This window comes from Streptomyces sp. NPDC046821, from assembly GCF_040645335.1.
Classification (GTDB): Bacteria; Actinomycetota; Actinomycetes; order Streptomycetales; family Streptomycetaceae; genus Streptomyces.
The window spans coordinates 17,695-32,178 of sequence record NZ_JBEYYB010000003.1; the positions used below are offsets into that span (position 1 = coordinate 17,695).

Sequence of the window (14,484 nt, forward strand, 5' to 3'; positions counted from 1 at the left end):
AAGAGAGGACCTTCCGGGGAGGGGTGGATGTTCAAGCGGCGGTAGAGACGGCGGCGTTGTCGGTACGCGACGCGGTACGGGTGCGGGGCAGAATCAGATAGGTCAGGGCCAGACCGGTCAGGCTCAGCACGGCCCCGGCCAGCCCGGTCCAGCGCAGCGCGCCCGCGGCCACGAGGAGCCCGCCAAGAGCGGAGCCGACGGCGGCGCCGAGGTTGAACGCGCCGACGTTGACGGAGACCGCCAGGGCCGGTGCTGCCCCGGCGTGGCGCAGGATCAGGCCCTGCAGCGGGGCGATGGTGGCGGTGGCGAACAGGCCCAGGACGAGAACAGCGAGGACGGCGGTGGGCTGCCAGGCAACAGCGAACGGCATGGCCACCAACACGCCGGTCAGACCGCCGAACACCCCGCGCACGGTTACGGACATGGACTTGTCGGTCAGCTTGCCGGCAACCAGGTTGCCCAGGAAGCTGCCGGCGCCGTAGGCCAGCAAGAGGGCGGAGACGGCGGCCGGGGAGAAGCCGGCGAGGCGGGTGAGCAGTGGCGCGACGTAGGTGAACACGACGGCGACGCCCGAGAAGCCGACCGCGGTCGTGGCGATGGCCAGCAGCACCGGCTTGCGGGTCACCACCCGCAACTCGTCACGCAACCTCGAAGCCGGCGCCTGCTGTTCAGGCAGGGCCAGCGCCAGCAACGCGACGGCGGCCAGGGTGAGCGCGGTGAGCACCGCAAACGGGGCGCGCCAGCCGGCGGCATTCCCCAGCAGCGAGCCCAAGGGCACTCCGAGCAATGTGGCCACGGTGAACCCGGAGGCCACGGTGGCAATCGCCGAACCGGTCTTGTGCTCGGGCACCAAGCTCGTGGCCATCACCAGTGCCAGTGCCAGGAACGCGGCGTGGCTGAGCGAGGAGATCACCCGCCCTGCCAGCAGCATCTCGAACGATGAGGCCAGGGCGCTGAGTGCGCTGCCCGCGGCGAACAGCAGCATCAGACCGAGCGCAAGGCCCTTGCGCGGCAGCCGCGCGGTCGCCATGGTCACCACGGGACCGCCGAGTACCACTCCGAGCGCGTAGGCGGTCACCGCCTGCCCGGCAGTGCCTTGCGACACCTGAAGATCCGAACCCACCTCGGGTAGCAGACCTGCGACCAGGTACTCCGACGTTCCGACAACGAAGACGCTCGCACACAAGGCGGCGAGCGAGGCGAAGCTTTTACTCATACCCGGGACGCTAGAGTCTCACATCGATGTGAGAGTCAAGCGGAGTTGCCGCCGCCACAGCATCCCTAAGGAGAAGCACGTGCGGATCGGTGAGCTGTCCCGCAGAACCGGCGTACACGAACGACTGCTGCGCTACTACGAGGAGCAGCACCTGCTCCAGCCCGAGCGCCGCCCCAGTGGCTACCGCGAATACAACGAGGCGGACGTGGACACCGTGCGCCGCATCCGCAGCCTGCTCGCCGCCGGTCTGAGCACCGCCACCATCGCCACGATCCTGCCCTGCCTGCGCGACGAGGACGAGCGCCTGGTGCCGACCTGCTCCGACCTTCTCGCCGACCTGTTCAAGGAACGCGAGCGGATCACCAAGGCCATCACCGACCTGGAAATCTCCCGGTCCGCGCTCGACAACGTCATCGCCGCAGCCCCCGCCGACGTCGCTGAACGCGCGACCGACGGAACGACGGCTCCCGCATCCGCACGGTGACTGCCACCGTCTGCCCCGGGCAGCGCTGACCGTATGGCGGGGACAGCCGGCTTCTCACCGATGTCAACAACGTCATGTCCCGCAACACCTAGGTGTAGGAGGAGGCGACGACAGTCCAGCCCTCGTTGGAGACGTCCCCGGTGGGGAAGATGGGGAAACTGGGCGTCATTTCCTACTCCTTTGGCACAGATCGTGGCTTGAATCAGATGGGATTCGATGGCTCTTCGCCCTGCCTGAGGGAGGGGCGTCGCGATATTCCGTCGTACAGGAAGCAGCGGAGTCATTCACTCCGAATGGGCACGTGGAGGCAGAAGTTGAAAAAAGCTCTGCATTGACATGCCGATCGATGCAAGAATCCGTCCGTCGGTAGATGTTGATCGATTCAGCCTTTAAAGCTAGGAGACTTCATGTCCGCACGCACACTTCTCCGTCTCGGTGCCCTGGCTGCTGCGGCGCTCGGTGTGGTCGGCGCCGTGGCGACCCCCGCAGCTGCTGAGTACAACCACGTCGATATTGTCGACAACGGGAGATATCTCGGGGCGATGTTCTGGAACCGTGACCCGTGGAGCGGCACCCCGGGCGACTCATTGCAGATGTGCGACGACTACCCAGACGGCATTGGTCTCGAAGCCCGCTTGATTGTTGGCGGTAAGGTCGACCGTGTCGCCTCTACCGCTGGCCACAACTCCCCCTATTGCAGCCCGTGGAAGTCCGGTGACCTGCCCGAGGGCCATCACTACATCGTGAAGGTGTACAAGGTTAAGGGTGGCGTCTACACCTGGTGGAATGACTACGACGTCTGGAGCTGACGTCACCAGGCCGAGAAGTGATGGTCTGTCTTTGGTTGTGGTCAAAGCTCGGTGATCGCAGCCCAAGACCGGCCCTAGGTCAGGCGGCAACCAGTTCCTTTGCTGAGCATGATGCGCAGCTTCGGGAGCACCTCGCTGTCGAGCTTCTCTACCGAGTGCTTGCGACAGGTCGTCAGAACCGTGCTGCTGGGCGAAGGCCCGGTGGCCTGACCTCTGACTTCAGGGCCCGGTGCCGGGTGCCGCACTCCAATGTGTGCGCGCTCGGCCACCGAGAAATGAGCTGGCTCGCGGAGCGTTGCTGACTTGAAGGGGATTTTGCGCGGGGTTCCCGCAAAGGCATTGCCAGACTCCGAGAGCGTATTTGCCGCCGTCGGACGTCTCGCGGTCGAAGCCGAATCGGGCCCAGTCCGAGTCAGGCGGTGAGCCGACGCATTGTTTGCGATGCTCCACGTCGAGCAGCACCGTTGGCCCCGCGTCAGCAGGTCACTTGGTGACCGCCTGTGCCACCTCTTTCAAGGCGTCGAGACTGGTCGTAAATCTCCCGGAGGAGGCTGACTTGTGTGGAGATTCCCCATGCTTCAGCGTTTTGAGTTCGGATGACCGGGCGGTGACGATGGTTCCAGATGCATTCGTGTCGAGAATTCCCTGGTCGCCGCCGACCGGAGTCCAAATGTCCTGTGTGATGCTCGTGATTCCAGGGTGCTCCGCCACGGAAAGATCCGTTCCGTACATGACGACATAGCTACCTGGCGTCAGCGGGGAGGTGCTTTCGAGGTCAACCTTGGTGGTGTCGACATTCCCGATGATGATCTCTTGCCTGTCGACGGGGTCGGTGCCTTGATTCATGGGAGGGACATAGATTTCGTACAGGATGGTGGCCCTGTAGAAGACCATGGGGAGGCAGTCGGCGTTCGGTGCTTCCCCGCCCTCGTTGCCTTGAGGCGGCGGGCTGACACGCGGGGTGGGAGAGGCGTCCTCTGGGTCGGTGTCCTCGGGGCCGGGAGTCGGTTCTCCTCCATGCCCCTTGGCGTCACCGCCATCGTCGCACTCTCTGCCGACTTCGTTGCCGATCTTGACTTGATAGGCGGCGCTCGAAGCTGTTGTCAGGTCTTCGATGCTGGAGTAGACCTCGTAGTCGGCGGCACCCTGCAGCTTCCCCTCCTGCTCACTGTTTCCGCCGGAGGAGCAGGCAGCCGCGCACAGCACCATGGTGGCCGACAGTGCGGCCAGAGCCAGCTTCTTCGGCATTGATCCCCTCCGTTTCCTGCTCGCGGAGCACACACGTTTTGGTTCACGGGGTGCACTTGACACTGGCGCCCCTGATGTACGCCCGAACAACATCAGCCCGGCCACCCGCGCCCCTCCGTGATCGCTGCGAGAAAGACCGATCGACGGAGGGCCCCGGGCGCCCCCAGGGGCGAGGCTAATCGAACGCCCCGCTCAAAGCCGCGTCGGGAGCCGCGAGTTGCTTGTCGTCGCGCGATCCTGCAACGCGTCGATGACCAGATCAGTGGCACTCGGCAGGGGTTCGACGATCTCGACGAAGTCCAGGGCCGCAAGACGTCGGGCTGACTCGCTGAGCGGCCCACCCGCGATGATGACCGCCTCGGCGCCGTCCTCCTCAGCGCACGCGCGCACCGCTGCCGCCAACTCCCGGTACTGCCGCTCGGGATCGGCTGCCAGCACCAAGGGTTCCGACCGAGTGAACCGCACCCCGGTGAACGCCTTTGAACCGTCGTGCTCCTCGACGAGCCCCACAAGCGAGCGGGCGAGCAGCGGGGTGCTGGGCGCCATCCCGAACGGACGGCCGATGCCTGACGCCGCCAGGATCGAGGCCTGACCGATACCGACCACGGGAATGTCTAACTGCGCGGCCAGTTCCGAACGCCCGGGATCGCCCACCGCCCCGACAATCACCGCGACAACGGCGCCTCTCGTGGGCTCCGCCAGGCGCCGGAGGACCGTATCGACAACATGCGCAGCAGCATCCGCGAGCGATTCCGGGTCCACGATCATGGAGGGGCCATGGTCGACGGTGACCCCTTCCACCGCCAGACCCATCGGTGCGAGATGCGCCCGCCCCAGGTCGGCCATCATGGTGGTCGTGCCCTCATTCGTGTTCGGATTCACGACGAGGACGATCGGCAAAGCGACTTGCGACAAGGACTGCCCCTCTCCCGGTTGGATTCTTGGTTGAACTGCGGAGTGGCTGGTGAGATCCCGGCTACCGCCCGATCCACACGATGCCGCGTCACTCCCGGAAACCCGCCTCGGAGACAAGGCGGGCATACGCACCGGTCGGTCGCGGGCACATCGCCTCGACCCATGTGCCCAGTTCAAAGAGCGTGGACTCGGCTCCCCAGTCCCCGGCCAACTGGATCCCGACCGGGAATCCGCGATCGTCGCGCCCGCACGGCACCGTGATCGCAGGCTGCCCCGTCACATTGAACGGCATGGTCAGGCTGGAGTACTCGGAGAGAGCCGCTCCCAGGTCACCCTCGTCGAGCGGTCGGGGTCCTACGGGGATCGTCGGACTGGCCAGCGCGTCGAGGCCGTGATCCAACATGACGGACCGGACCGATGCCGCCAGCCGGTCACGCGCAGCCCGCGCTTCCGCGAGTTCCTTTGCGGTGATGCCGGCTCCGGTGGCGAAGGACTCCCGGGTGCGCGGCTCATAGGCGGACCCGCTGGTCTCCAGCAGACGTGCATGGAGGCGATACGTCTCATGCGCGTGGATCGGGCCGAAAGCGGCCTGAGCCTCACCGAGCGCGGGCAGATCCAGGTACTCGACAGTCACCCCTGCGCTCGCGAGCGCTTCGAGGCCGTCCTCGAACGCCGACGCCACCCCGGCCTCGACGTATGTCAGCAGATTGAGGGGAACACCGATTCGCCGCCTCGTGCCCGGTTGCGGTGTGCCGCCAGGGCGGGCCAACGTCTCGAACAGCAGCCGAGAATCCGCGACGGTGCGGGTGATCCACCCCACGTGATCGAGCGACGTCGTCCCCGGCACCACCCCAACCAGTGGGACTGCGCCGCGAGTTGGCTTCAAGCCGACGAGACCATTGAGCGCGGCCGGCTTCCGGACGGAACCGGCGCCGTCGGTGCCGAGCGCCGCAAGACTGGTGCCCAGGGCCACCGAGACCCCACCGCCGACGCTCGACCCTCCCGGATAGCGGTTGAGATCCCAGGGGTAGCGGGTCGGGGGTGTGGCCAGGCCGCAGCCGAACTCGTGGGTCCAGTGCTTACCGTGAATCACGGCCCCGGCCGCCCGGAGCCGACGGACGGCCTCGGCGTCGTAGCGCTCTCCTGCACGCCACCGAACCCTGGAACCCGCGGTGGTCGGCTGGTCGACGGTCTCGAACAGATCCTTCACTCCGATCGGGATTCCGTTCAGAGCCGGCGGGACACCCTCCTCGCGACGCCGATCGGCTGCCCGGGCCTGAACGCGGACGAGATCGGGGTCGAGGTGCACATAGGCGTGCACGATCGGTTCGACCTCGGCGGCCCGGGCCAGCATTGCTTCGGCCAGCCCCACCGCGGTGAGCTCCCCGGTCCCCCTGCTTCCCCCGGTCTCCTCGGTCCCCCCGGTTCGCATCGACGCCAGCGCCGCTTCGATGCTCAACTCCTCGAGGTCCACGCGACCTCCTCGCGGAGGCGAACCCGTGGCAGCGACCGGGTCACACTTCCCCATGCAGCTCCTCCAACCCCCGGCCGAACGTTTCCGGGACGAACGGTGCGAGGAACACCACCACGGCGTACATCACCGCGACGAGGATGAAGACCGACACCGTGCCCGAGAAGTCCAGGAGTTTGCCACCCAGGAGCGGCATCAGGGCCATGGCCAGCGAGCCCACATTGACCACCAAGGAAGTGCCGAAGGCGCGCACCCGGGTGGGGTACAGGCTGGGTATCCACGCCCAGACCGTGGTGTTGAGCAGCAGTACGAAGAACTGGAAGACGGCACCCAGGATCAGCGTCGAGACCACACCGCGTGACAGGAATCCGAACGCGAGGGCGGCCGCGAACGCGACCACCGCTCCGATCGTGACGATCCGTCGGAACGGCACCCGCGAGGTGAGCCGTGCCGCGACGAGGGCCCCGGCCAGGCTGCCCATCTGCATGACGAAGGTGAAGCCCAGGCTGGACGCGATGTTGTACCCACGATCGACCAGGATGATCGGCATCAAGGTGAGGACCACCAGTTGCGCGCCGAAGCACATCCACGTGACGAGGCTGATCTTGAGCGTGTCGCTCCCCAGCTTCCCTCTCGCCACCTCGGCCAGCCGAACCTTCTGGGCCTTCGCCAGCTTCTCCGTCGTGGAGACGAAGTCTCGCGTCAACAGCCCCTTGGGATTCAGCCGTCCGGACTCGAGCACCGACAGCACTCTGTTCGCCTCATCGATCTTCCCCTTGGCCACCAGGTACCGTGGCGTCTCCGGCAGGTGTCTGCGCAGGTAGAGGACCAGGAGCGCCGGCAGCGCCAAGGTGCCGTAGTACCACCGCCATGAGTACGCGTTGCCGCCCAGTGCGGCCCCGAACATGCCCATGAAGACGAATCCGTAAGCGAAGGCGAGTGGGTTGCCGAGGCCGCCGGCGCCGACGTTGAACATCGACACGGCCGACCCGCGGAACGAGGTCGGCATCAGCTCGCTGAGCAGCGTGATGGCGATGGCGAGTTCGCCACCGAGCCCGAGCCCGACGACACCACGACCGACCAGGAGGACGTCGTAGTTCGGCGACAGCGCGCAGAGAAGCCCACCAACGCTGTAGATGGCCAGGTTGAAGGTGAACAACGTCTTACGGCCGGCGAGGTCTCCGATCGCGCCACCGAGAATGCCACCGACGACCAGGGCGATGAAGGTAGCGGTGTTGAGAAGCCCGATGTCGCCGTTGGTCAGGTGCCACGTCGACTTCAGCGCGGGCGCGACAATGCCGATGCTGTCCTGCTCGAAGACGTCGAAGAATCCGCCCATCATGACCAGGGCCAAGATGACTTTGTGCGCGCGGGTTAGCCCGATCTCGTCGAGCACCTCGCCGACGTTCTTGGTGCGTGCGTTCTCCGGGTGTGGCCGACTGTCGTGTTCCGGCAGCGGTAGTGGGCTTGCGTCAGCCATTTCCGAGTCCCTCGATTCTTGAGTGCGCAACGTTGTCCGCGGCGTCAGCCGGTGCCCTGGTGAGGTGGCTCTCCGGTCGGACGGCGACCTGGATCGGCAAAATCCCTGTGAAGTCTCAGCGCCTACGAGCGGTCACATGTCCCCTCCCGACCACCGTCGACGAGCACGTACAACTGCGAAGCCGCGACCCATCACCGTGCGCTGCTCAGGCTTGCTCCATTCCGGAACACACCTTGTTTACGCACGCTGCGTCTGGCCGGCGGGGCTCCGCCGTGGTTTGACGAAGCCCGACATGAAGGCCATCGGCCCGGAGCCGCGTTCCTCACCGCGTGCTCCAGCCTTCCGTGATACGGAAGTGATGACCCATGAGGAATTAGGAACTTGGGATCCCATGACGGTAGTCCCGGCTGCGCGGCGCCGTCAATGGGCGGGATCATCCCGAAATTGAAGTCTGACGCGACCCATTTTCGGCACGGGTGCTTGTCGAGGTTCGGGCTGTACAGGGGCCGTTGGTGATCAGGGGGGAGTACTCCCGGTGCGTGGCGTTGTCGGCAGCGTCAGAGTGGTCGCGGGCCCACCCGCCCATGCGCGAAGCCCTGCGCGCAGGCGCACTCGGCTACGTACTCGCGTTCTCCCGCTGCCACCACATCCCCACCCCGGTCGGCCCGCAGCGCGCCGCGACCTGGACGGGCACATCCCGCGCCGGTCCTGACGGGAGCTGTCCGCCGGGAGCCGGTGTCAAGGATCAGGGATGCTGCGGTCCGGTGCAGGTGTGGATCAGGCTGAGGAGGGTCCGGCGCAGCTGCTCGGGCGTGAGCCGGTGTGGGGCTGCCGCCGTCAGCTGGTTGAAGAGTATGCCGTCTAGGAAGGCCACGAACGCGTTCGACTGAGCTGCGGGGTCAAGCGCGCCCGCGGCGGCGAGCATGTTCTCGGCCACGGCCCGGTGGCGACTGCCCGCGGTGTGCAGGGCTGCACGGAGTTCGGGGCGGCGGGGCGCTTCCAGGGCCAGTTCGTAGCGGGCCAGCATCCGTTCGCGTCCAGCGGTGGTCCAGTGCTCGATGAGGCCCGCGGTGGCCTCCGTGATCTGGGCGATGCTCGCGGGCCCGGTGAGGGCGGGGCGCTCGTCGATCTCGGCGATATCCAGTTCAGCCAGGCGCTCGACGGCGGCTTGCAGGAGCTCTTGGCGGGTGCGGAAGTAGTACGAGCACGAGCCCGCCGGGACTTCGGCGGTCTGGTCGACCGCGCGGTGGGTGAGTCCGCGCATACCGGAACGGGCCAGGGTGCTGATCGCCGCATCGGCCAGCCGTTGCCGCCGGAGCGTGGTGTGGGCCACTGGTTTCCTTCCTCGTCCCGACCTCTGCCTCTACAAGTGTAGAGTCAACTGGGATCCACTACAGACGTAGAGGGAGTTCTGATGGGCAAGGCAGGGCAGGCCGGCGATGCCAGGGAACGCTCCGCGATCGTGGTCGGCGGCGGGATCGGTGGTCTGGCCGCCGGAGTTGCGCTGACGCGGCGTGGCTGGCGGGTGAAGGTGCTGGAGCGCGCCGCCACCTTCGGTGAGGTGGGAGCCGGGCTCTCGCTGTGGCCCAACGGAGTGCGCGCGCTGGACGCGCTGGGCGTGGGAGGCCAAGTGCGCGAGCAGGCCCTGGTCGAGGCCCAGGCAGGCATCCGGGACACGTCCGGCCGTTGGCTGTCGCGGACCGACGCCCAAGAGCTGGCCAGGCGATTCGGACCTGTGGTGATGATTCACCGGGCTCGGCTGTTGGACATCCTGCGCGCGGCCCTTCCGGTGGGCGTGCTGTGCGCGAACGCCAGGGTTACCGGTGTCGGTCTTCGCGAGCGACGGGCCGAGGTTGAGTTCGAGCACGGCACGGGCGCCTCTCAGGCTGATCTGCTGGTGGCCGCCGACGGGATCGACTCCACCGTGCGGCGCTCCTTGTGGCCGCAGGCCCCGGCGCCGCGCTATGCCGGGTACACCGCATGGCGCCTCGTCGTCGACACAGGCCGACGGCTGTCAGCTGGAGGCGAGAGCTTGGGGCGCGGTGAGCGAGTGGGGATCGCTCCGCTCGCGGACGGCCGCACCTACCTCTTCGGCGTCGCCAACGCCCCCGAAGGACAACGCAACCCCGGCGGCGAACTTGCCGAGATACGTCGACGCTTCGGGCGTTGGCACGACCCGATTCCTCAATTGCTCGCGGCCGCAGACGACAGCGCGGTGATGCGCCACGACATCTATGAGCTGCCGCCGCTGGCCAGTTTCGTCACCGGGCGCGCCGCACTGCTCGGCGACGCCGCGCACGCCATGACCCCCAACATGGGCCAGGGGGCCAACCAGGCGCTGGAGGACGCAGTCACGCTGGCCGTGCTCCTGGACGCATCCCCAGACGTGGAGTCCGGGCTTGCCGCCTACGACCGGCACCGACGCCCCCGCACCCAGCTGATCGCCCGTCGCTCCCGCTGGATCGGCATCGCCGCGCAATGGCACTCAGCGCCTGCCGCCACCCTGCGCGACCTGATGCTCCGCCGAACTCCCGGTTCGACCATGCTCAACGCCCTCGCCCCGGTCCTCAACTGGCAGCCGCCCGACCGCGACAACCTCATCACGGATCACGTCGGCTGAGACCCACAGAGGCGACGACACGCAAGGGGCGGCAGCCGAACAGAACTTTCTGGCCCGCGCCGTTGGTCGTCGGTGTTCACCGCGGCTGTTGTTCCGTGATGACCGCCCAGTCGTCCGCCCCGCGACCGTCGGCGATGGCCTCGTCGAAGACAGTGCGCAGAAGTTGACCGATCGGGAGAGGAATGCCTTGGTCGGTCGCTGCGTCGAGCGCGAGGTGGAGGTCCTTGCGGCCCAGGATCGTGGTGAATCCGGCAGGCTGGTACCGCCGTTCGGCAATCATCGGCCCGTAGCCGGTGTAGACGGCTCCCGGGAAGAGCGTCGAGGTCAGCAACTCGATCAACTGGCCGGAGTCGACACCGGCGCCCTCCGCGACGCTGACGGCCTCGCCCAGCGACTGGATGGCGCAGGCGATCAGGTAGTTCCCGAGGATCTTCACGATGTTGGCCTGCTCCGGGCGGTCGCCCAGTCTCCAGGTCCGCGAGCCGATCACGTCGAAGAACGGCTGCACGCGGTTGAGCAGCGCGTCCTCGCCGGCCGCAAGGACGTTGAGCGCCCCGGCTTCAGCGACCGGAACACGGCCGAAGACCGGTGCCGCGACATATCCGACACCATGCTCGGCGTGTGCTGCGCCTGCACGGCGAGCCAGGTCCGTACTCACCGTGGCGAGGTTGACGTGAACAGTCCCGCCCGGGGTCTGAGCGAGGACACCGGAGTCGATGAACGTCTCAGTGACCGCCCGGTCGTCGGACAGGGCCGAGAAGACCATCGGCGCCTGCATGGCCTCGGCCACCGAGGCGGCACGACGGGCACCCACGGCGACCAGTTCGACCGTGGGACCGTCGGAACGGTTCCACACCACGACGTCGTGCCCGGCCTTCAAGAGGTTGCGCGCAATAGGTCGCCCCATGGCTCCCAAACCGATGACCGCAATGCTGCTCACGCCGAACGCCCCTTCCCTTGAACCGTCTGAAGCGGTTCAAGGATGCCATGGAGTTACGATCGCCATGAACCGTCTCAAGCGGTTCGGCATGTGTTGGGTGCTCACTGCGGAGGCTGGAATGACCGAGGACGTACGTCGTGTGTTCCGGATGGACAACGAGGTCCTGGCGTTCCGGTTCACCGCCACCGTCAGCGATCGCGCGGGCCAGGCGCCGAGGGAGCGGCTGACCGATACCACGCGGCTGAAGATGTGGCTGGGGGCCACGGGGCTCGACGTCACACATGTGTCGCCGACCGACCTGAAGGACGCCGTCGAACTGCGCGAGGCGATCTACCGAATCGGGTCGGCGATCGCCGCAGGTGAACAGTCAGAATCCAAGGATGTCCGCACCCTCAACGCGATCGCTGCCGCTGGGAACGCGAAGGCTGCGCTGGAACACGAACGCGCCGGATGGCGCCTGACGGAGACGACTCGTGTCAGTGACGCCCTCGGGGTCCTGGCCACGGATGCCATCGGCGTCCTGGGTGGCCCCGACCGCGGCCGCATCAAGAACTGCGAAGGCCCCGGATGCGCGGGGCTGTTCCTCGACACCAGCCGCGGAGCCAACCGCCGGTGGTGCTCCATGAACACCTGCGGCAACAAGGTCAAGAAGTCACGCCTCACTGCGAGTTGACCAGCCGGTGCCACGATCGAGCCCGTCAACGCATCGCCGGAACTGCTGGACGCGACGATGCCGTACTGGGACGGTCATCTGGCTGATCTGGTGGCAACAGGCCTCCGCCGAACGGGACTTGCGGGGTTCGGTCTCACCTTGGAACGCTTCCGTTCGAGCGAGATCCCCGGGTCACACACCGAAACCGTTCGGCAGTGATGAGGCAGGCCCGTCGTCGGTGGTGGGGTGGATGGGCTGTTCGGCCCAGATCGTCTTGCCGTGTTGGCCGTAGCGGCTGCCCCAGCGCGTGGTGAGTTGGGCTACGAGGAACAGGCCGCGGCCGCCCTCGTCGGTCGTGTCGGCTCGGCGCAGGCGTGGCTGGGTGTTGCTGGGGTCGGTGACCTCGCAGACGAGTACGTTCTCGCGGATGAGCCGCAGGCCGACCGGGCCTCCGGCGTAGCGGATGGCGTTGGTGACCAGTTCGCTGACCACCATTTCGGTGGTGAAGGAGAGGTCGTCGAGGCCCCAGGCGGCGAGCTGGTCCGTCGTCGCTTTCCGCGCGTCGGACACATGGGTCGGGTCCGCGGGGAATTCCCAGCTCGCGATGTTCTCCGGTGGGACGGCGCGGGTGCGCGCGAGCAGCAGGGCGATGTCGTCGCGGGGTGGCTGGTCCGCTGTGTCCGGGAGGAGGGCGCGGCCTGTCTCGTGCAGAGAGTCGTCGCGGTGGCAGTGTGCGGTGAGGTTGTCGGTCAACTGCCGTAGCCCGGCGGCGATGTCGTGGTTCTCGCCTTCGGTCAGGCCGTTGGTGTAGAGGGCCAGGACGCTCCCGGGTTCCAGTTCGACGGTGGTGCTCTCGAACGGCATTCCGCCGACACCGAGAGGAGGGCCGGGGGAGAGCCCGAGGACTTCGGCGGTGGCGTCCGGCCGGACGGCGATGGGTGGTGGGTGGCCCGCACTGGCCAGGGTGGCCCGGCGGCTGACCGGGTCGTACAGCGCGTACAGGCAGGTGGCGCCGACGGCCTCCCCGGTTCCGGGTGTCTCGGCCGCGATGCGTTGGACGAGGTCGTCGAGGTGGTTGAGGAGTTCGGTGGGTTCGAGCTCCAGGTCGGCGAGGGTCTGGATGGCCGTGCGCAGCCGGCCCATGGTGGCTGTGGCGTGCAGGCCGTGGCCCATGACGTCCCCGACGACGAGGGCGGTCCGCAGTGAGGGCAGGGGGATGACGTCGAACCAGTCACCGCTGATGTCGGCACCGCCACCCGCGGGGACGTAGAAGCCGGCGGTCTCGGCCGCCGACGTCTCGGTGGTGGCGCGGGGGAGCAGGAGTCGCTGGAGTGCCACGGCGGCGCGGTGCTCGCGGGTGTAGCGGCGGGCGTTGTCCACGCCCAGAGCGGCCCGGGAGGCGATCTCCGCCAGCAGTTCTTTGTCCTCCTCGTCGAAGGGATCCGGCCGGTCGACGCGCCAGACCACGGCGACGCCGAGGACCAGGCCGCGTGCGAACAGGGGGGACGAGACGAACGAGTGCCCACGCTCGGGAACGAAGAGCCGGGTGAGCTCCGGGTCGTGGATCATGGGATGTTCGGCCCGGCCGCCCGCCACGGCCATGCCCTGCTGGAGGCTCCGCATGATCGGGCCGTCGGGCAGGGGAGGGCAGGCCGCACCGGGTGGCAGGAGTGGTGCGGGAAAGTTGCCGTCGGCCGCTGCCACCGCTGCCCGGCGAATGTGCCACAGCCCGCCGCCGGCCAGCTTGGGCGGCTCGTCCCCGTCGAACGCGGCTTCGGCGATCTCCACCCATGCCAGGTCACCGAAGGCGGGCACCAGGGTGTCGGCAAGGTCCTGGGCGGTTTCGGTGAGGTCCAGGGAAGTGCCGATCCGCTTGCTGGCCGACTCGATCAGGTCCAGGTGGCGGCGGGATCGCTCCTGTTCGGTCGTGTCGGTGAACACCGTGGCGACGCCGGTCGGGTTCCCCGTCGCGTCCTCCAGCCGGAAGGCGGAAAGGGAGAAGGTCCACTGCCGGCCCGGGACCCGTGGCGACCGCACTCTCTGGGGCCTGTCGACCAGTGGGATGCCCGTGTCCAGTACGTGACGCAGCGCCGACTCGACGTCTTCGGCGTCCTCCGCGGCCAGCACCGCCCGCAGCCGACTGCCGGGAGGCGCGGCCGGCAGCCCGCCGAACATCCCTGTCCTGAGAGTGGTCCGCACGATGTTCAGGTCGGTGTCGTGGATGCCGACCCCGATCCGGTCCTGGGAGAACAGCCCCCTGAAGAAGGCCATGCTCTGTTCCGAGTCCGTCACGTAGCGGGTGGGGGCGGCCATGACCAAGAGCTCGGAAGACCCCTCCAGGGGTACCGCCCGGAAGGCCACGTCGATCGTGTCGCCCGATCGGTGGCGGAGCCGCGTCCGGCCTGCCGCCGGAATCCCGGCGTCGTGACGCGCGGCTTCCGGGGCGGCCTCGCAGGAGAGGTCGTCGTCCAGGAGTTCCCGGACCGGGTGTCCGCAGACCTCCCGGCTCGATCGGTCCAGCAGGTCCGCTGCCGCGCGGGACCAGCGCACCACCGTGCCCTCGCTGTCGAGCACGGCCGTTGCCAGGTGGCTGAGGGGAACAGCCCGGTCGCCCGCTTGGTCCATAGAGGCGCTCATTTCACTCCTCGT

The 14,484-nt window shown here is 67.6% G+C and carries 12 protein-coding genes; 4 read left to right on the top strand and 8 right to left on the bottom strand.

Annotation, left to right across the window (positions count from 1 at the left end; genetic code table 11):
- Positions 1-31: 31 nt before the first annotated feature.
- Positions 32-1,216 carry an MFS transporter gene (locus ABZ893_RS06610; RefSeq protein ID WP_361397809.1) on the bottom strand — a complete coding sequence of 395 codons (1,185 nt, stop codon included), beginning with the start codon at positions 1,214-1,216 and terminating at the stop codon, positions 32-34.
- 79 nt (positions 1,217-1,295) lie between these two features.
- Here ABZ893_RS06610 and ABZ893_RS06615 point away from each other — a divergent pair, with 79 nt between their 5' ends.
- Together ABZ893_RS06615 and ABZ893_RS06620 are read left to right on the top strand one after the other, a co-directional pair.
- Complete coding sequence (locus tag ABZ893_RS06615) at positions 1,296-1,700, top strand: MerR family transcriptional regulator (RefSeq protein ID WP_361397812.1); 405 nt, start codon at positions 1,296-1,298, stop codon at positions 1,698-1,700.
- A 407-nt stretch (positions 1,701-2,107) separates the two neighbouring features.
- The gene (locus tag ABZ893_RS06620) at positions 2,108-2,509 is read left to right on the top strand and encodes a hypothetical protein (protein ID WP_361397815.1); all 402 of its coding nucleotides are present in this window, start codon (positions 2,108-2,110) and stop codon (positions 2,507-2,509) included.
- A 483-nt stretch (positions 2,510-2,992) separates the two neighbouring features.
- Here the strand turns inward: ABZ893_RS06620 and ABZ893_RS06625 are convergent, their stop codons facing one another.
- From ABZ893_RS06625 to ABZ893_RS06645, 5 genes are all read right to left on the bottom strand, one after another.
- Positions 2,993-3,757, bottom strand: a complete 765-nt coding sequence (locus ABZ893_RS06625; RefSeq protein ID WP_361397818.1) for a hypothetical protein — start codon at positions 3,755-3,757, stop codon at positions 2,993-2,995.
- Between the two features lie 192 nt (positions 3,758-3,949).
- Complete coding sequence (locus ABZ893_RS06630) at positions 3,950-4,639, bottom strand: aspartate/glutamate racemase family protein (protein ID WP_361397821.1); 690 nt, start codon at positions 4,637-4,639, stop codon at positions 3,950-3,952.
- A gap of 121 nt (positions 4,640-4,760) precedes the next feature.
- The gene (locus ABZ893_RS06635) at positions 4,761-6,146 is read right to left on the bottom strand and encodes an amidase (protein ID WP_361397823.1); all 1,386 of its coding nucleotides are present in this window, start codon (positions 6,144-6,146) and stop codon (positions 4,761-4,763) included.
- Positions 6,147-6,186: 40 nt separating this feature from the next.
- A complete protein-coding gene (locus ABZ893_RS06640; RefSeq protein WP_361397826.1) occupies positions 6,187-7,539 on the bottom strand; it encodes an MFS transporter in 1,353 nt (450 codons plus the stop codon).
- Positions 7,540-8,368: 829 nt separating this feature from the next.
- Complete coding sequence (locus ABZ893_RS06645) at positions 8,369-8,956, bottom strand: TetR family transcriptional regulator (protein WP_361397828.1); 588 nt, start codon at positions 8,954-8,956, stop codon at positions 8,369-8,371.
- Between the two features lie 81 nt (positions 8,957-9,037).
- Between ABZ893_RS06645 and ABZ893_RS06650 the strand changes: the two genes are divergently transcribed.
- Positions 9,038-10,243 carry an FAD-dependent monooxygenase gene (locus ABZ893_RS06650; RefSeq protein ID WP_361397830.1) on the top strand — a complete coding sequence of 402 codons (1,206 nt, stop codon included), beginning with the start codon at positions 9,038-9,040 and terminating at the stop codon, positions 10,241-10,243.
- Between the two features lie 76 nt (positions 10,244-10,319).
- Here the strand turns inward: ABZ893_RS06650 and ABZ893_RS06655 are convergent, their stop codons facing one another.
- Entirely contained in the window at positions 10,320-11,183 is an 864-nt protein-coding gene (locus ABZ893_RS06655) for an NAD(P)-dependent oxidoreductase (RefSeq protein ID WP_361397833.1), read from the bottom strand.
- A gap of 148 nt (positions 11,184-11,331) precedes the next feature.
- Between ABZ893_RS06655 and ABZ893_RS06660 the strand changes: the two genes are divergently transcribed.
- Positions 11,332-11,856, top strand: coding sequence for an ABATE domain-containing protein (locus ABZ893_RS06660; RefSeq protein ID WP_361397836.1), 525 nt, complete (start codon positions 11,332-11,334; stop codon positions 11,854-11,856).
- A 171-nt stretch (positions 11,857-12,027) separates the two neighbouring features.
- Here ABZ893_RS06660 and ABZ893_RS06665 read toward each other — a convergent pair whose 3' ends face one another.
- Positions 12,028-14,472 carry a SpoIIE family protein phosphatase gene (locus ABZ893_RS06665; protein WP_361397839.1) on the bottom strand — a complete coding sequence of 815 codons (2,445 nt, stop codon included), beginning with the start codon at positions 14,470-14,472 and terminating at the stop codon, positions 12,028-12,030.
- Positions 14,473-14,484 lie beyond the last annotated feature (12 nt).